Here is a 16,083-nt window from a genome sequence, read left to right on the forward strand (position 1 = left end):
GATCCGAATAGTACCCAGTCAATTACGTTTGGCAATGCCACAGGAATCTGACAGCTGCTTACTCTGACTTGTCAGTCAAAACGATCCGGCCGAATCACCCCCGTCGCCGTCCGTTCTCTCCACATCCCTCGGCATATCCCCGGACAAGGCATCGGGCCTGTCCTCCCGCGTGCTTCCGGGCATGTTCCTCGGCTTCTCCGCACGGAAGACGACGACCAGCCGGAACATGCCGTCGACGACCTCGGCCGTCAGCCGCCCGCCGACGGCACGCAGCCGCTCCGCGAGGTCCCCCAGCCCGGAACCGTCGCGGACGTCGGAGAGCGTCCCCGGCGGCACCCCGTCGTTGGTCACGCACAGCCGCGCCCCGGCCTCGTCCAGAGCCATCTCGATCACGCAGTGCCGCGCCCTGCTGTGCCGCAGCACGTTCGTGGCCGCCTCCCGCAACACGACCGCGAGCACCGCGTCCAGCTTTCCCGCGGTCACGCCCTCGGGGATCCTCACCTCGACGTCGATTCCCGCGGCGGCGAGCGTGGAGACCAGCGAGTCCAACTCCGCGCCGAACGACATGTGCCGGTATCCGCCGGCCACCGCCCGGACGTCCGCGACCGCCCGCCGCGCGATCTCCAGCACCTCCGCCACCTCGCTCTTCGCCCGCTCCGCCGACCCCGGAAGCAGCCGGTACGCCAGCTCGCTCTTGACGATCATCACCGACAGGTCGTTCCCCAGCAGGTCGTGCAGATCCCGCGCCACCCGCAGCCGCTCCTGGGTCACCGCCATCCGCGCCAGTTCCCCCCGCGCCCGGTCCACCAGCGCCACCAGGTCCGACAGCGAGCCGATGCCGAAGACCACCAGGCCGGTCAGCAGCGTGGAGATCACCAGGTACGCGGTCCACTCCACCGTGTCGCCCTGGAGCACCGACAGCAGCAGCACGCCCGCGCCGATCGCCGCGTACAGCGCCCACCGCCAGCGGCTCGCCACCATCAGCAGCACCGCCCCGGCGAGGAAGCCTCCCATCGAACCCCACGGCGCGCCGATCCACAGCAGCGGCAGGACCGTGGCGACGGTCTGCACCAGCAGGGTCGCCTTCCTGACCCATCCCGGCCACGAACGCGGCTCCCCCAGGGAGTCGACGATCTGCACGCCGACCAGTACGGCGACGCAGGCGGTGAATCCCATTAGTTCGAGCGGGCTCGCCTGCGTCGCCAGCACGTTGACCACGATGAGAAGGCCGTACCCCGACAGCACCAGCACGGCGATGAAGCGGGCCACCCGCAGATGCCAGGCCCGTGCCGCGCCCCTGCCCGGTGGCCCGTCACCCTGCGCGTCCGGTCGCGCGGACTCGCCCTCCGGCGTGCCGGACACCCCCGCCGCCTTGGAAACCGTGGTCCTCGCGGTGACCGGCACCACGGGGGCCTCCGCGATCAACCGGAACCACTCACCGTCGACCGTGACCGACAGCCGTCCGCCCGCCGCCTCCAATCGGCCTTTGAGATTCCCCAGCCCCGTACCGGCCTCGAACGGGTGACTCCCCACCTCCGGCTCGACCCCGTCGTTGCAGACCCGCAGTCGCGCCCGGCCCTTCTCGACACACGCCTCGATCTCGCAGTGCTGCGCCTTGCTGTGCCGCAGCACGTTGGTGACCGCCTCCCGCAGCACGATCGCCAGCATCGTGTCCAACGCCTCGGGCAGGCCGTCCTGCGAGACCTCCACCCGCGCCCGCATCTCGGCGACCGACAGCATCGTCTTCGCCGACTCCGCCTCCGCCGCCAGCGACATGGGCAGATATCCGCCCGCGACCACCCGCACCTCCGCCAGCGCGCGACGGGCGACCACCAGGACGTCGCGGAGTTCGCTGCGCGCCCGCTCGGCCGCCCCCGGAAGCAGCCGGTAGGCCAGCTCGCTCTTCAGCGTCATCGCCGAGACGTTGTAGCCCAGCAGATCGTGCAGATCCCGCGCCACCCGCAGCCGCTCCCGCGCCACCGCCATCCGCGCGAACTCCCCCTGCGCCGCGTGGACCGCCCTCACCAGGGACGCCAGCGAGCTGACCCCGTACACCATCAGCCCGGTGAGCAGGGTGAAGTACACGCTGTAGACGACGTCCACCACCATCAGGTGCTGTTCCCTGAGCGCGAGCAGCACGCCGACGCCGGCCGCGACGGCGCAGAAGAGCCCCCAGCGCCACGGCCCCGCCACCACCAGCAGCATGGACCCGGCGAGAAATCCCGCGATGGATCCCGCCTGCGGGCCGACCCACGTGAAAGGCAGGAAAGTAACAACGGCCTGTACCGAAAGTGTGAGAACGCGGAGCGGTACGGGCCAGCTCAGAGCCTCCTGTGTCGAATGCGCGAGTTGCAGGAAAAGCGCGGCCAGCAGACAGCCGGCGAAGCCCGACAGTTCGGTGCTCGGCAGGCCGCTTCCCCATACGAACATCAGCGCGTTGAACACGTAGCCGTACAGAACGGCGACAATGATCGCGCGGGCCACCCTGGGGGCGGCGAGTCCGCGCTCCCTGTGCCGCGTTCTCCGGGTTCTCCGAGATGAACCGGGCAGCGACCTGGCGAGTCCGCGCCAACCCTGCGGGGAGTCGGCGTCAACCGTCATCGATCGTCTCCTTCGAAGCCCGACCGGTTTCCCGTCCCCATCATCCCGAGACCCTGAAGCAATCTATATCAGCCAAATAAGCTTAGATAGGCCTATTTGCGTAGCTCTGGGTGAATCAGCGGGTAACGGGCAGCGGAAAACCATGCGTTGTCGCCGTACCGCATGATTCAAGCACGTCCGGCGAGAGGGCGGTGTTCACCGGGCTCTCGCCGTGCGCACCCTCGTCCCTCCGTGAAACGGCGGGAAAGGCGAACTACCGGATTATGAGAGTGTCGCCCTCGCCTGAACAACCCATTCGGCATCATTCGCCGCGTATCGCCCGGAAAGGCGACTCGGCTCGGGAACGAGACGGTGGCCGACGACGAACCCGCCGACACTCGACTCGACGCGCCAGTCGAGGCCGAAGACGCGCCCTGTCACCTCGATGTCGCCGCTGTCCAGCCTGCACGCCGCCAGTCCCATCGCCGTGCAGACCAGGGAGAGCGTCTGCGTCAGCGCGCCGACGTTCTTGAGCACCAGTGAGTAGCTCATCCCGTTGTACTTCCTCGACAGCCTGCGGAACCGCGCGGTGATGGTGATCAGGACGGGCGGCGTCGCCTCCAGGTTCGCCGCCACCTTGCCCGTCTCCAGCAGTTCGTCCACGTCCGCCGGGTCGAACCCGATCGGCTCCAGCCGGTGCCGCAGGGGGTCGTAGTGGTAGATGCCCCGAGGCACGTCGGCGCACCTGTCCACCGTGGCGTAGAGCTCAAGCTCGTAAGAGCTCCCGCTGCTCGGGTAGGGGCGATCACTCGTCGCGGTCGTCGAGGACTCGTCGGGCGAGCCGACCAGCGAGCGGACCCGTGCCGTCCTGTACAGCAGCTCCCCCAGCTCGCCGGCCGTCAGCTGCCGCTCACCGTAGTGCCGGGTGTGCCTGCTCGCCTCGACGACCGCGGTGAGCGGCGGATCCGCCGCGAGCAGCTCACCCCACTTCGGCCGGGGCAGCGCGACGGGAGCCGGCTCCGCACCGACGGGAACCTCCGGAGGCCCCGGCTTCACGACGGGCTCGACGCTCCACTGATCCCCCATCGGGTACGTCGCCCCGAAGTCGTGATCGTGCCTGCCGAGGGTGGAACGGGTGTGGAACATGAGATCGACGGGACTCCAGGCGACGAGGGCGGGATCGACGTCCTCCTCGAACACCACCGGCTGGAAGGGGTCCTCCTCCACGGCCTGCACCACCATCCCCGCCGCCATCAGGTAGGCGACCACGGGCCAGGACTCCGGCCCGATCGCCGAGGGGGCGACCGGGCGGATCAGCGACCCGACACCGGACATCGCGTCGGGCCGGTGCAGGATGACGCGGTGCAGCGAGAGCGGCGACTCGACGTGGTAGTTGTTGCCGTCGGTTCTGATCAGCGCGAACCTCGACAGGCGGATCGGGTGGAGCGGGGGAACCGCCGGCAGCCGGAACCGCGCCCGCTGGGTGAGCGGGATCACCGACATCGTCGGCTGCTCGGGATCGAAGCCGAAGGAGCGCACCACCATGTGCTGGAGACCGTCGAGGATCGCGTCGAGCTCCCGCCGCTCGGCCTCCTCGCGGATGACGTTGTCGAGCGAGATGGGCCCCAGGCTCATCCGGCGCATCGCCTCCAGCACGTTGGGTCCCGGAGACGGCAGGATCACGTCCTCCCAGCGGCTGTGCACCACCACGCTTCCGCTGTGCGGCTCCGGTTCGATGTAGACGTCCTCCCGGAACGACCACTGGGGAAAAATCTGGAGCGAACCGGCATCATTGCCTTGGTCGCCGACCATCCTGTTGACTCCTGATCCGTGTTGGGACGGGAATGACTACATGAACAGGGGAATCGGGTTGAGATCCTCGTACGCCGTCGCCCTGTCAAGACGTCCGAGCCGGACGGGGACGTCGTACAACCGCCCGGGGCCGAACCTCGCCCAGAAATGCCGCAGACCGGGGACGACGACCTTGACGACCGGCATCCCGATGTCGGGACGCGTCTGGTCGAGGACGAGAACCTCCAGGCCCGCCCGCCCGGCCAGTGTGACGATGTGCTCGACGTCCTCCCGCAGGTCACCTCGGGGAATGTAGGCGTAATCACTCAGCGCCCGCGGCCCCCGATCCCCGCACGGACGCAGATAGGGCTGGTTCTCCGTCGTCGCCCTGAGCCACCAGTCCTGGATGTGATGATCTGTCTCACCGTATCCCGTCCCGTCGGCGCGCGCCCCGGCGACGGCGGGAAGCAGTTGCCCGAGTTCGGTCAGCGCGCGCCGCGCGGCGATCCGGGGGTCGAAGTGGGCACCGAACCCGAGCATGACGTCCTCGGCCGGCTTGTCGACGCGCCGCGAGATCGCCGCCATGACGGGGATGCCCAGATCCGAGGTGACGTCGAGGACCCAGAACTCCCTGCCGATGCCCTCGTAGCGCGAACGCAGGTCGGCGATCCACGGGTCGCCGAGCGAGTCGAGGTCCACGGCCGGTTGGCGCGTGCGGTTGTACCACCAGATGGCCACCGCGTCGCGCTCGACCAGTTCGAGGAAACCCTGGACGATCGCGTCCTCGACGCTGGAGCCCGCGGCGTTCCCGTTGGAGGTCGCGCGCACCGAAGGATGGCCGCCTCTGCCGAAGTAGAGCAGGTCGGTGGGGAGCAGGCGTTGCCGCCTCGCGGTGAGTGACCACACCGGAGTCCAGTCGACGACCTCCTCGTCGTCGAACGGCTCGGGGATGTGCTGGAAGGCCGTATTTTCGGCGTTCCAGCGGTGCCGGTCCTCGAACTGGCGCCGGTGGAAGTGCTGGCACTCGTCGGGGCGCACGGCCCGCTCACCCAGGCCGCGGAGGCTGCCGCGCACCGTCGGCTCGTCCCCGTGCCGCGATCCGCAGTGTCTCTCCACCGCCTCGCAGAGCGCGCCCACCCTCGCCTCAAGGTCGGTGCTCCCCTTGCCCCCGCTCTGCCGGCGCAGGCCGGCCCTCATCGCGGAGAGACTGTCGTCGGTGAGGGCGAGGTTCGGCCCGGAAAGGTAGCAGTGCAGGAAGGAGGGGCTGCGCGGGTCGCGCTGGATCACGTCCGTGATCCCGGTGAGGGGGTCGGCCAGATGGCGGTAGCGTTCCCAGACCTGTTCGGTCCCCAGCGCGCGATGCCCGTTGCCGCCCACGGCCGCCTTACTCCTGGACGCGACGGCGACGGGCCTGCCGACGCGTTCCGCGACCAGCCCGGAGTCTCCGCAGGAAGAGCACTGCGGGCGCCTCTCCACAGGGTGCCGCACCCCCTGCAGTGAGAAGGTGTCCAGCGTCCACACGGTGTCCTGGTGCTCGTCGCGCGATCCGGCCAGCCACTTGACCGCCTCCAGCGCCGCGAACCGTGCCCCGAGGGCGCGGGTGAGGGACAGCGACGCCTCGGGCGGGCTGACGGCACCCGTCTCCGACGTGCTCCGCAGCCGCGCCTCCCCGCGCCGGTGCACGCGCAGCCGCGTGGTCAGGCAGGACCAGCAGGGTCCCTCCTCCGGGCGGAAGATCGGGCCGATCCACAGGTCGGCACCGACCGGCTTGGCGAGCAGCCAGGGCCGCCCGTCCGCCAGTCTCCGTTCGTTGAACCGTGCAAGCTCAGGGTCGAGATAGTCGTCGCAGAGCACGAGGGACAGGGCCGCGGACCCGTCACCGTCCTCCTCGACGGTGACATCCATCGACCTCAGCGCCTCGGCCGTGGGCCCGGTGTCGACTCCCCCCAGGGAGACGAGCCTGACCGACGACTCCGCCAGCCCCGACGCGGCCCGATCCGCGTCCAGCCGCCCGAGGTCCCAGTACGCCTCGGCGGCGGTATCGGCCCTCGATGAACTCTCCGGGCGGCGAGGCCCGACGAGATTCGCCTCCGCCAGCCTGCCGAGGAGCCGGCCGAGCTGCGCGGCCGGGATCCCGGGCGCCACCCGCCTTCGCACTTCGGCCAGGCTGTGATTACCGTCCAGCAGCGGCGCGAGCGCCTGAATCTGCTCACCGGACAGGGCGACCGTCCCCCGCGCCGAGGTGAGATAGACCGCCTCCCCCGGAACCGTCACCGCCCGCAGGTGGCGCTTGAATCCGATCAGCGGTGAGTTCGCCCCGTTCTCAGTGAACTTGTTCATCCGCAGTAGGTCCAAGCGGCCACGACGGGAGCGGGGTGGTCGAGGTCCTCGATGACGAGGTCTTCCAGGAGCGCGCGCTCCACGATCCCCGTACGCGACTCGGGCGTCCCCTCGCCGCCGAGGAGGCCGCCGAACCCCGCGAACGCGGTGCCTCCGAGGTCACCGGCGTGTCCGCCGACGATCTCGGACTCGGTCCAGGTCCTCATGAGGAACTCGGTGAAGCTCAGGTCCTGCTCCTTCACCCGGTCAACCAGGGAAGCGTTCATGGTCGCCATCGCGGTCTCCTCGATCTGAGTGAGTTCGAATAAGTGAATTGTGCGCCCGGCCTGGTCGGGAGAACAGTTTTCGCGTCACCAAACGAACGTGAAAGTCTCACATCGCACTCGTGGCGCCGTGTGTAGGACTTCCCGCTCCCGCCGGTCTACGCTGACCGCACCCGGACCAGGAGACTGGAGGAGATCATGGAACAGAAGCAAATCCGCCGGCCGCAGAAAAAACTCATCCGGGTCCCCCGGCAGAAAAAGAAGCGCGCGGCCGACTCTCGCCACACCATCGACACCCGCACTCCCAGCGGGGTCTACCTGCCCTACTAGGGCACGGCCGCGAATATCCGGAAAACGAACGACCTCTTGACTCAAGAGTCATGCGAACCAAATGGCTCGACACTTTCCTACTAGGTTAGCTTAAGAGGAAAAATGTACCACGACCTGCAAATAAATCGACTGAGAGCGCTGGTCACCGTAGTCGATGTCGGCGGTTTCCGAAGGGCCGCCGAGGCCCTGCACATAACGCAGCCCGCCATCAGCCAGCAAATTCGCCAGCTCAGTGGCCTCATCAAGGGCCCCATATTCACCTCGACCGGCAGGAAACTGATGCTCAGCCCGCAGGGCGAGGAGCTCCTCGGCTACGCCCGCCGTCTCGTCGCACTCAACGACGAGGCGGTGGGCCGTTTCATCCCCCCTCCGGGAAACATGCGGCTGTCCATCGGGATCGTCAACCAGCTCGCGGAGGCGCTTCCCGAAATCCTGCGGCTGCTCACCAAGGGCATGCCGCACACCCAGGTCAGCGTCCAGACGGGGTTGAGCGAATCCCTGGAGAGCCGGGTGAGCACCGGCCAGCTGGATCTCGCGCTGCTCCTGCAGACAAAGCCGCACAGGAGCGGCGCTACCAGCCAGGAGCTCGGCCACATGCGCATGGACTGGTTCGGGCGCCCGGCCCACGGAGAGGGCGCCGCGCTCCCGCTCACGCTCTTCACCGAGCCGTGCACGCTCCGCGCCCGCATCGTGGACGCGCTCGAAGAGTCGGCCGTCCCGTGGCGTGTCGGCTACGAGGGCGCCGAGCTCGTCGGGCTGCGCGCGGCCGCCAAGGCCGGCCTGGGCGTGGCGTGCCTCGTCGCCAACGGCGACGAGCTCTGGGGGCTGCCCAAGGCGGCCAGGCTCACCCTTCCCTCCCCGCCCGGCCCACTGCCGGTGACCATGGCCCTGTCCGCCGGCGCCGCGTCCTCGGGGTACGTCCCGATCGCCCGCAAGGCCTTCCAGCAGTCACTGCGCGACTACCCCTTCGCCGGGTGAGGCGGCCGAACCCCCGGCACCCCCACCGAACCGGCCGGCCTTGACCCCGGTCGACCGAACCGGTCGTTCCCGCCCCCTGGCCGACCGAACCGGCCGGCCCCGTCCCCGAAGGTTCCCACCGGGTGACTCATCCTGAAGATGCCGGATGAATCACCCCGATGGCGCCGGGTGGCCTCACCCCGGCGGCATCTCCTCGTCGACCTCCTCGTCTCCTCCACCCGGGGCGAGGACCTCCCCTCTCAGGAAGCCTCGATGATCCCCGCCGCGCGGGTGGTCCCGTCCGCCGGGTCGATCAGCAGGCAGGAGCCCGTCGTACGGGAGTGCGCGTAGGGATCGACCGCGAGGGGCTCGGTGGTGCGCAGCACGACACTCGCGATCTCGTTCACGGCGAGGCTGTCCGCGCCCGGGGCACAGGTGAGGTCCCCGAGCGCGGCGGAGGGCACGATGTCCTCGACGACCGCCTGGACCGTCCTGGTGGTGTGCTTGACCAGCACCCGTTCCCCGACGCGCAGGGCGCGCTCGTGGAGGTGGCAGGTGGTCACGCGAAGCTCCCAGGTGAGGGCGGGCGCCGCGTCCTCCGGCACGATGAGGGAACCCCTTGAGACGTCGATGTCGTCACGGAGGCGCACGGCGACCGACTGCGGCGCCCACGCCGTGGCGACAGGCTCGCCGAGCACGTCGATCGCCTCCACCGTGGACGTCTGCCCGCCGGGGAGCACCGTGACGCGCTCGCCGACCCGCAGGACGCCGTTGGAGATCTGGCCGGCGTAGGCACGGCGGCCGTTCGCCCGGATGACGTACTGGACCGGAAGCCGGGCGGGCGTCCCGGAGGGGTCGGTGCCCACCCGCACGGTCTCCAGGAGCTCCATGATCGTGGGTCCGGTGTGCCAGTCCATGTTCGGCGAGGGGGTGACGATGTTGTCGCCGGTGAGCGCGGAGATCGGGATCGCGGTCACCTCGCCGATCCCGAGGCCGGAGGCGTACCGGGTGAACTCCTCGGCGATCGCCGCGAACACCTCCTCGTCCCAGCCGACGAGATCCATCTTGTTCACGGCCAGCACGACGTGGGGCACCCGCAGGAGCCCGGCGACGGCGGCGTGCCGCCTGGTCTGCGAGGCGACGCCGTTGCGGGCGTCGACGACGATGAGCACCAGCTCCGCGGTCGAGGCGCCGGTGACCATGTTGCGGGTGTACTGCACGTGTCCCGGCGTGTCGGCGAGGATGAAGCGCCTGCGCGCGGTGGCGAAGTAGCGGTACGCGACGTCGATCGTGATTCCCTGCTCGCGCTCGGCGCGCAGGCCGTCCGTGAGCAGGGCGAGGTCGGCGGTCTCCCGCCCCTGCTTGCGCGAGGCGCTCTCCACCGCCTCCAGCTGGTCGGCGAGGATCGACTTGGAGTCGTACAGCAGCCGGCCCACGAGGGTGGACTTCCCGTCGTCCACGGATCCGGCGGTGGCGAAGCGAAGCAGTGTGGTGGTCATCAGAAGTACCCCTCCCGTTTGCGGTCCTCCATGGCGGCCTCGCTCAGCTTGTCGTCGGCGCGGGTGGCCCCTCGCTCGGTCAGCCGTGAGGAGCGGATCTCCTCGATGACCTCTTCCAGGGTGGCGGCGCCGGAGTCGACGGCGCCCGTGCACGACATGTCACCGACCGTGCGGTACCGCACGAGACGCCGCTCCAGGCGTTCGTCCCTCCTCGGGCCGCCCCACGCGCCGGGGGCGAGCCACATGCCCCGGCGCGAGAAGACCTCGCGCTCGTGCGCGAAGTAGATCGGCGGCAGCTCGATGCCCTCGGAGAGGATGTACTGCCACACGTCCAGCTCGGTCCAGTTCGACAGCGGGAAGACGCGGACGTGCTCGCCGGGCGTGTGGCGGCCATTGTAGAGGTTCCACAGCTCGGGCCGCTGCCTTCGCGGGTCCCAGCCGCCGAAGTCGTCGCGCAGCGAGAACACCCGCTCCTTGGCGCGGGCCTTCTCCTCGTCCCGCCGCCCGCCGCCGAAGACCGCGTCGAAGCGGTTCTTCTCGATGGCTTCGAGCAGCGGCACCGTCTGCAGCGGGTTGCGTGAGCCGTCGGGCCGTTCGGCCAGCTCACCCCGGTCGATGTAGTCCTGGACCGAGGCGACCTTCAGCCGCAGCCCGTACTCGGCGACGACGCGGTCCCGGTAGGCGATGACCTCGGGAAAGTTGTGGCCGGTGTCGACGTGCAGCAGGGGGAACGGCACCGGCGCGGGGGCGAACGCCTTGCGCGCCAGGTGGAGCATGACAATGGAGTCCTTGCCCCCGGAGAAGAGGATGACCGGCCGGTCGAACTCCCCGGCCGTCTCCCTGAAGATGTGGGCGGCCTCCGACTCCAGCGCGGCCAGGTGGGACAGCTGGTAGGTGTGGCCGACGGTCTCGTCGACGGCGATCGTTGTCATCGTGATGTCCTTTCTCCTGCGACGGACGCGACGGCCGCGGCGACTGCGGCGACTGCGGCGACTGCGAGGCCGGCTTCGACGCCCTCGAAGGTCCCGGCTCCGTTCGCGATCTCGGCGCCTTCGGCGAGCCGGGCGCCGTTGACGCCCTCGGCGCTTCCTGGGCTTCCTGGGCTTCCTACGGCCCAGACGTCCGCGGTTCCTTCGGCGGGCGGCGTGGCCCGCGGGCGGCCCTCCGCCACCCAGTTCGCGACCGCCCTGGCCAGCACGGTCCTGGACCGCCGGAACTCCTCGGCGTCGAGGTGCTCGTCCGGTGTGTGGTCGAGCGCGGCGTCCCCCGCGCCGTAGGCGACCATGGGCACTCCCCGCCAGGTGGTGGCGAGGGTGTTCATGTCGCTGCTCCCCTTCTTGGCGAGGAACCTCGGGGCCACGCCCTCCTCCCTGAAGGCGCGGGAGAACGCCTTCACCAGCGGGCTGGTACGGGAGGTGATCACTCCGGGGGTGGCGCGGAGCACCTGCACGGTGACCGGCCCGGCGACCCGGTGGACGAGGCCGACGAGGTGTTCCAGGTCCAGGGCCGGGGGGACCCGCACGTCGATGACGGCCTCGCCCACCTGGACGTCCCCGCCGTTTCTGGCGTGGATGCCGAGCACGGCCACCAACGCCTGGGGGTCGGCCGCGCCGATCTCGTCGCGGAGCCGGCTCAGCACCTCCACCAGCTGGTCGGCGGCGGTGGTGACCCCCTGCCCCGCGGTGTGCCCGACGCTGTGGCCGACCCGCAGCCGCACCTTGAGCAGGCCGTAGTAGCCGATGGTGAGGGCCTTCTCGCCGCTGGGCTCGCCCACGATCACCGCGTCCGCCGGGTAGTGGTCCCTGGCGTGGAAGGCCCCCGCCGAGGTGACCTCCTCCTCGACCGCGCCGATGACGCGCACCTGCGCCCAGCTCGGCACGTCCATCTCCGCGAGTGTCTCCAGGTAGGCGACGAGGCTCGCCTTGGCGTCGACGCAGCCCCTGCCGCTGATCGTGAGCCCGTCCCAGCGCACCGGCCAGCGGTGCGGCACGGTGTCGAGGTGTCCGAGCATGAGCAGCCGCCGGTCGCCCGAGCCGCGGGTGGCCACGAGGTTGCCGGCCGCGTCGATCTCCGCGTGGACGCCGCGCTCGGCGCACCACTCCACCAGATACTCGGCGAGCTCCCGCTCGTCGGCCGACACCGAGGAGATCTCCACGGCTCGGGACAGGAGCGACAGGTCGGGCGCGGGTGGCCGGACGCGCCAGAAGCGCGTCCCCGACGCGGGTGACAGGGTGTGCGGCCCGGTTATCGCGACGTCGGCGCTCCCGTCGAGGGCGATCTCCGCCGCGCGTACCTTCTGCCGCATCCTGCCGCGCGCGAACCGCTCCCCCTCGCCGCGTACCACGTCGACGAGGCGGCTCGCCCGGTCCCCGGGATCGCTGAGCAGGCCGGGCGTGCCGGTGACGAGGCGCAGGTGGTCGGCGTCGAGGGCGTTGGCCAGCTCGGCGGCGAGGACGTCGGCGTCGACGTTGAGCGCGGAACCGCCCGCGCCGTCGGCGACGGGCGGCGAGAGGCACACCACGTCGAACGCGTCGAGCAGCGCCTGGACGCGGTCCGCGGCCACTTCGGTCACGGTGCCCGCCCGGTGGTCGCGGACCACCGTCGTCCTGCCGTCCATCACGGCCCGCAGCGGCCGGTTGGCCAGGGCGCTCACCAGCGCCCCGTCCCGCGCGACCGAGGTGAAGACGGTGAGTCCGCGCGCGGTGAGCGCGTCGCGCACGCGCGGCAGCGTCACCCGCTCGTACGCGTCCACGATGTGCGGCATCTCCTCGGGAGGGCAGTAGCGCACCTCGCTGTCGCCCCGCAGGCTCAGCGTCCTGACGGGACGGCCGATGTCGGCGTAGTGCCGCGCGATGCCGGCCGCGCCACCCGCGACGAGGAGCACGCGGGCGCCACGGCGGCGCAGCAGGGCCACCTCGTCGAAGAGCGCGTCGTGGCCGAGACTCGCGCTCCCTATCTTGACTACGTAGAGTGCCGCCTTGCGCGTGCTGGCGACGTGTCCGAGTACGGACATCTTTCGCTCCTCCTCAGCTTTCCGGCCCTTCAGCCGATGTCTTCGACCGGTGCTTCCGTCCGATGCCTTCGGCCGGCTCTTCGGTCGGCGCCTCCGGCCGACGTCTTCTGGCGATGCCTTCCGCCGGCGTGTTCCGTCGACGTGTTCTGTCGGCGTTCGGTCGGCGCCTTCAGCCGATGCCGCGGGTGTTGCCTCCGTCGGCCACGAAAACCGTGCCCGTGACGTACGAGGCCTGGTCGCTGGCGAGCATGGCGGCCAGCGCGCCGAAATCCGCCACGTTCCCGATCCTGCCGAGGGGGATCCGCTCGGCGACGCGGGCGATCTCCGTCTCCACGTCCGCGCCGAACTGCTCGTCGAGGATGGGGGTGCGGTGGAAACCCGGGGCGAGGATGTTGACCGTGACCCCGTTCGCGCCGAGCGCGTGCACCAGGCCCTTCATGTAGCCGAGCAGGCCCAGCCGGGCCACCGACGACAACCCGCTCTCGGGGTGGGGCTGGCGCACGGACTCGGAGGCGATCATCAGCATGCGCCCCCAGCCGCCCCTCTTGACGAAGGGCAGCGCCGCGAGGGTGATGCTCACGTGCGGCAGGAGGTTCCCGTCGATCGCCGCGCGGTAGTCGGCGACCTGGAAGCTGTCGACGGGTCCGAACGGGACCCCGCCGGTGTTGGTCACCACGACGTCGAGGCCGCCGAACGTGTCCGCGGTCCGCCGCACCCATTCGGCTGCGGCCCGCTCGTCGCACAGGTCCACGGGAGTGCTGAGCACCTCGCCCGTTCCCATCGCGTTGACCTCGACGTGGGCGAGGGCGAGCCTCGCGGGGTCACGACCGCAGATCGAGACGTTCGCTCCCTCCGCCGCGAGGGCCTTGGCGACGGCCAGCCCGAGCCCGCTGCTCGAAGCCGCCACCAGTGCCACGCGCCCTTTAAGTCGAAGGTCCATGAGATGGCTCCCTAATTCTCGTGCCTACCTGGTCGGCAGGATCGGGTACCCGTAGCGGGTGAGCAGTGGCAAGGCGGGCGCGGTCGCGGCGGCGATCTCCCGCGCGGACAGCCTGGTGCGCCAGCGCTCGTCGGAACGGATCACCGTGTCGCCCTTGGACAGCCGGTCGGGGTTGCCGGTCACCGTGTGGTTCTCCCCGAGCGAGACCAGGCCGGTCTCGTCGACCGGCGGCTCTCCCGTCAGCCCGGCGAACCGCATGACCCGCGCCAGGACCTCTCGCGGCCGGGCGCAGAGGTCCTCGTGCACGACCCTCAGGTACCGGTCGGGGGCGACCGCTCCGACGAGCTCGGAGGCGGTGTTGAACGCGCTCCAGTACCCGCTGCTGCGGGCGGGGCTCATCGGGTCGATGTAGTCCTTGGCGTTCTTGTAGGAGAAGGCCGTCGCGCGGGGGTCGCGCACCATGTGCAGCACCCGGACGTCCAGGTCCGTACGTCCCAGCAGCGCGGCGGCCTCGGCGGGATACTTCGAGCCGTCCACGATCAGGCGCTCGCCGCCTCGCTCGGCCAGCGTCCGGTAGATGGAGGCGGTGCGTCCGAGCGCCTCCTCGACCCCGGGCGCCGTCCTCGCCTTCCCTCTCGCCTCGGCGAGGCGGTCGCGGGTGTGGCGGGTGCGCAGCAGGGAGCGCTGCAGGAGCGTCATCCGGCGCGCGGCGCCGATCCCCGCCACATCACCGTCCCCGAGGACCGGGGACCAGACGTCGCACGCGGTGAGGTCCCTGCCGCAGCCGCAGGTGGAGTTCGTCCCGGCGTTGAGCACGCCGTTGCGCCACAGGTAGTGCAGCTCGCCGGCGTGCAGGACGCCGGGAAGCTCGCCGAGGACGTTGCCGAGCAGGGTGCTGCCGCTGCGCATCCACCCGGTGATGTACAGGATCCGCGGGTCACCCACGGCGACCACCCCACGACAGCGTGATCAGGTGCTGCGGCAGGTGCACGGCGAGGCCGACGCGGCTGCTCGCCTCGACGAGGTCGGCGCCGTCGCTCCCGGCGCCGCGGCGCAGCGTGATGGAGGAGACGCCCGGCAGCAGCAGGGTGAACGCGGCGCGGAAGTCTCCCATGAGCAGGGTGTCCTTCGGGATCATGCGTGTCCTCGACACCGTGATCCCGGCGACGGCGAGGCGGGCGAGCATGCCCGTCCGCACCATCTCCCAGTAGACGGCGGGGTGGGCGACGATGCCGTCGCACGAGCCTCCGGTCTCCTCCACCTCGGCGGCGGTCTGGGTGACCGCCTCCTCAAGGGCGAGGTCGGTCTCGCGGTGGCGGGTGCCCGGCAGCCGGAGCAGCCCGGTGATCGCGCCGTCGCCGGTGCCGTGCAGCAGCGCCTCGTTCTCCGCCACCGACAGCCGGACGAGCACGCGGTAGTCGACGTACGGGGCGAGCAGGGCCGGCTTGTCGAGGATTCCCTCGGGGAGCGGAACGGAGACGGTGAGGTCGGTGAGCCGCGCCTCCTCCAGCCTCGGCGCGAAGGCCGCCTCGGGGGTGGCTGCGTAGGAGACACCCGACTCGCTCACCGATCCCCGAGGGGGCTCGTGAACGTAGGGCGCCGGGTCGCCGGCCACGGGCGCGGTCTTCAGCAGGTGGCGTACCGGATAGCGGGGACGGGAGGCGAAGAGCGGGAACGACGCGGGCAGGTGGGTGCCGAAGGACACCACCAGGTCCCCGCGCTCGTCGGTGTCGGCACGGTCGCGGGCCTCGCCCACGGCCGCCGCGAACTCCTCACCGGGGGTGCGCGCCACGGTTCCGAGATCGAATTCAAGATCGGATGGAGCCGGGTGGGCACCGTTGCCGTTGACGGCAGGACTTTCTGCGATTCCTCGCATTACCCCTCCTTCTGGAGCTGTTCCGGAGACGCCCTGCGTCGGTGCTCCGGACGTTCGCCTGGTGTGCCGGCGATGACGAAAAAGCCGGAAATAATCATCACTAGCGAGCTTAATCATCTGGTGCAGATATTTTCGGCCCCTAGCCAAGAAGCGATGCTTATGAGGTAATAGCCCGATAGTTATGAGATCGCCCTATAAGCGGCCACATTCATTCCGAACAAAACCACTTATTAGATGTTTTATGCGGAATCGGGTTACGGTTTATGCGACAAATAAGTCACATCAACCGACAGGGATGAGCCCATGCAGAAAGTTCTGAACGGTCCGGAGTGCCCCGAGTGCTCGGCCGAGGTGCCGATCGACGGGGACGCCCGGGTGAGCGAGATCGTCGAGTGTCTGGACTGCCGGAGCGAGCTGGAGATCGCCTCCGTCCAGCCGCCGACGCTCATGCTCGCACCGGACGTCGAAGAAGACTGGGGCGAGTGACACAGGGA

Annotated in this window: 13 protein-coding genes; 3 read left to right on the forward strand and 10 right to left on the reverse strand. The window is 70.1% G+C overall.

Features of this window, described 5'->3' with window-relative positions:
* Positions 1–75: 75 nt before the first annotated feature.
* The 4 genes from ABZ664_RS21445 to ABZ664_RS21460 all read right to left on the reverse strand — a co-directional run bounded on the left by ABZ664_RS21445 (position 76) and on the right by ABZ664_RS21460 (position 6,986).
* On the reverse strand, positions 76–2,601 hold the full coding sequence (locus ABZ664_RS21445) for a histidine kinase (RefSeq protein ID WP_362512418.1): 2,526 nt from the start codon (positions 2,599–2,601) through the stop codon (positions 76–78).
* Positions 2,602–2,862: 261 nt separating this feature from the next.
* Positions 2,863–4,392, reverse strand: a complete 1,530-nt coding sequence (locus ABZ664_RS21450) for a SagB family peptide dehydrogenase (protein ID WP_362512421.1) — start codon at positions 4,390–4,392, stop codon at positions 2,863–2,865.
* A gap of 36 nt (positions 4,393–4,428) precedes the next feature.
* A complete protein-coding gene (locus ABZ664_RS21455) occupies positions 4,429–6,711 on the reverse strand; it encodes a TOMM precursor leader peptide-binding protein (protein ID WP_362512424.1) in 2,283 nt (760 codons plus the stop codon).
* Positions 6,708–6,986: a hypothetical protein gene (locus tag ABZ664_RS21460; protein WP_362512427.1), complete on the reverse strand. Its 279-nt coding sequence runs from the start codon at positions 6,984–6,986 to the stop codon at positions 6,708–6,710. Before ABZ664_RS21460 ends, ABZ664_RS21455 begins: the two co-directional genes overlap by 4 nt.
* 186 nt (positions 6,987–7,172) lie before the next feature.
* Between ABZ664_RS21460 and ABZ664_RS21465 the strand changes: the two genes are divergently transcribed.
* Both ABZ664_RS21465 and ABZ664_RS21470 read left to right on the forward strand, forming a co-directional pair.
* Positions 7,173–7,304 (forward strand): hypothetical protein, encoded by a 132-nt coding sequence (locus tag ABZ664_RS21465; protein WP_350945191.1) that lies wholly within the window; start codon positions 7,173–7,175, stop codon positions 7,302–7,304.
* 102 nt (positions 7,305–7,406) lie between these two features.
* Positions 7,407–8,282 carry a LysR substrate-binding domain-containing protein gene (locus tag ABZ664_RS21470; RefSeq protein ID WP_362512431.1) on the forward strand — a complete coding sequence of 292 codons (876 nt, stop codon included), beginning with the start codon at positions 7,407–7,409 and terminating at the stop codon, positions 8,280–8,282.
* Positions 8,283–8,521: 239 nt separating this feature from the next.
* On the opposite strand, the gene ABZ664_RS21475 is transcribed toward ABZ664_RS21470, so the two are convergent.
* The 6 genes from ABZ664_RS21475 to ABZ664_RS21500 form a co-directional block, all read right to left on the reverse strand.
* Positions 8,522–9,760, reverse strand: coding sequence for a GTP-binding protein (locus ABZ664_RS21475; RefSeq protein ID WP_362512434.1), 1,239 nt, complete (start codon positions 9,758–9,760; stop codon positions 8,522–8,524).
* Complete coding sequence (gene cysD / locus ABZ664_RS21480; RefSeq protein WP_362512437.1) at positions 9,760–10,692, reverse strand: sulfate adenylyltransferase subunit CysD; 933 nt, start codon at positions 10,690–10,692, stop codon at positions 9,760–9,762. The genes ABZ664_RS21475 and cysD overlap by 1 nt, the downstream gene beginning before the upstream one ends.
* Positions 10,689–12,773 (reverse strand): M20/M25/M40 family metallo-hydrolase, encoded by a 2,085-nt coding sequence (locus ABZ664_RS21485; protein ID WP_362512440.1) that lies wholly within the window; start codon positions 12,771–12,773, stop codon positions 10,689–10,691. Before ABZ664_RS21485 ends, cysD begins: the two co-directional genes overlap by 4 nt.
* A gap of 169 nt (positions 12,774–12,942) precedes the next feature.
* Positions 12,943–13,713, reverse strand: coding sequence for an SDR family oxidoreductase (locus ABZ664_RS21490; protein ID WP_362512443.1), 771 nt, complete (start codon positions 13,711–13,713; stop codon positions 12,943–12,945).
* Between the two features lie 24 nt (positions 13,714–13,737).
* Positions 13,738–14,658 carry a sulfotransferase gene (locus tag ABZ664_RS21495; RefSeq protein ID WP_362512445.1) on the reverse strand — a complete coding sequence of 307 codons (921 nt, stop codon included), beginning with the start codon at positions 14,656–14,658 and terminating at the stop codon, positions 13,738–13,740.
* Positions 14,651–15,589, reverse strand: coding sequence for a family 3 encapsulin nanocompartment shell protein (locus ABZ664_RS21500; RefSeq protein WP_362512448.1), 939 nt, complete (start codon positions 15,587–15,589; stop codon positions 14,651–14,653). Before ABZ664_RS21500 ends, ABZ664_RS21495 begins: the two co-directional genes overlap by 8 nt.
* 303 nt (positions 15,590–15,892) lie before the next feature.
* Here ABZ664_RS21500 and ABZ664_RS21505 point away from each other — a divergent pair, with 303 nt between their 5' ends.
* Entirely contained in the window at positions 15,893–16,075 is a 183-nt protein-coding gene (locus tag ABZ664_RS21505) for a lysine biosynthesis protein LysW (protein ID WP_350945183.1), read from the forward strand.
* The last annotated feature ends 8 nt before the right edge of the window (positions 16,076–16,083 follow it).

It is taken from the genome of Streptosporangium sp. NPDC006930 (assembly GCF_040635605.1).
Classification (GTDB): Bacteria; Actinomycetota; Actinomycetes; order Streptosporangiales; family Streptosporangiaceae; genus Streptosporangium.

What these genes read in the sequence shown, in the direction of transcription:
- ABZ664_RS21445 (WP_362512418.1), bottom strand. Translation starts at nt 2,601, where the DNA reads ATGACGGTTGACGCCGACTCCCCGCAGGGTTGGCGCGGACTCGCCAGG.
- ABZ664_RS21450 (WP_362512421.1), bottom strand. Translation starts at nt 4,392, where the DNA reads ATGGTCGGCGACCAAGGCAATGATGCCGGTTCGCTCCAGATTTTTCCC.
- ABZ664_RS21455 (WP_362512424.1), bottom strand. Translation starts at nt 6,711, where the DNA reads ATGAACAAGTTCACTGAGAACGGGGCGAACTCACCGCTGATCGGATTC.
- ABZ664_RS21460 (WP_362512427.1), bottom strand. Translation starts at nt 6,986, where the DNA reads ATGGCGACCATGAACGCTTCCCTGGTTGACCGGGTGAAGGAGCAGGAC.
- ABZ664_RS21465 (WP_350945191.1), top strand. Translation starts at nt 7,173, where the DNA reads ATGGAACAGAAGCAAATCCGCCGGCCGCAGAAAAAACTCATCCGGGTC.
- ABZ664_RS21470 (WP_362512431.1), top strand. Translation starts at nt 7,407, where the DNA reads ATGTACCACGACCTGCAAATAAATCGACTGAGAGCGCTGGTCACCGTA.
- ABZ664_RS21475 (WP_362512434.1), bottom strand. Translation starts at nt 9,760, where the DNA reads ATGACCACCACACTGCTTCGCTTCGCCACCGCCGGATCCGTGGACGAC.
- cysD (WP_362512437.1), bottom strand. Translation starts at nt 10,692, where the DNA reads ATGACAACGATCGCCGTCGACGAGACCGTCGGCCACACCTACCAGCTG.
- ABZ664_RS21485 (WP_362512440.1), bottom strand. Translation starts at nt 12,773, where the DNA reads ATGTCCGTACTCGGACACGTCGCCAGCACGCGCAAGGCGGCACTCTAC.
- ABZ664_RS21490 (WP_362512443.1), bottom strand. Translation starts at nt 13,713, where the DNA reads ATGGACCTTCGACTTAAAGGGCGCGTGGCACTGGTGGCGGCTTCGAGC.
- ABZ664_RS21500 (WP_362512448.1), bottom strand. Translation starts at nt 15,589, where the DNA reads ATGCGAGGAATCGCAGAAAGTCCTGCCGTCAACGGCAACGGTGCCCAC.
- ABZ664_RS21505 (WP_350945183.1), top strand. Translation starts at nt 15,893, where the DNA reads ATGCAGAAAGTTCTGAACGGTCCGGAGTGCCCCGAGTGCTCGGCCGAG.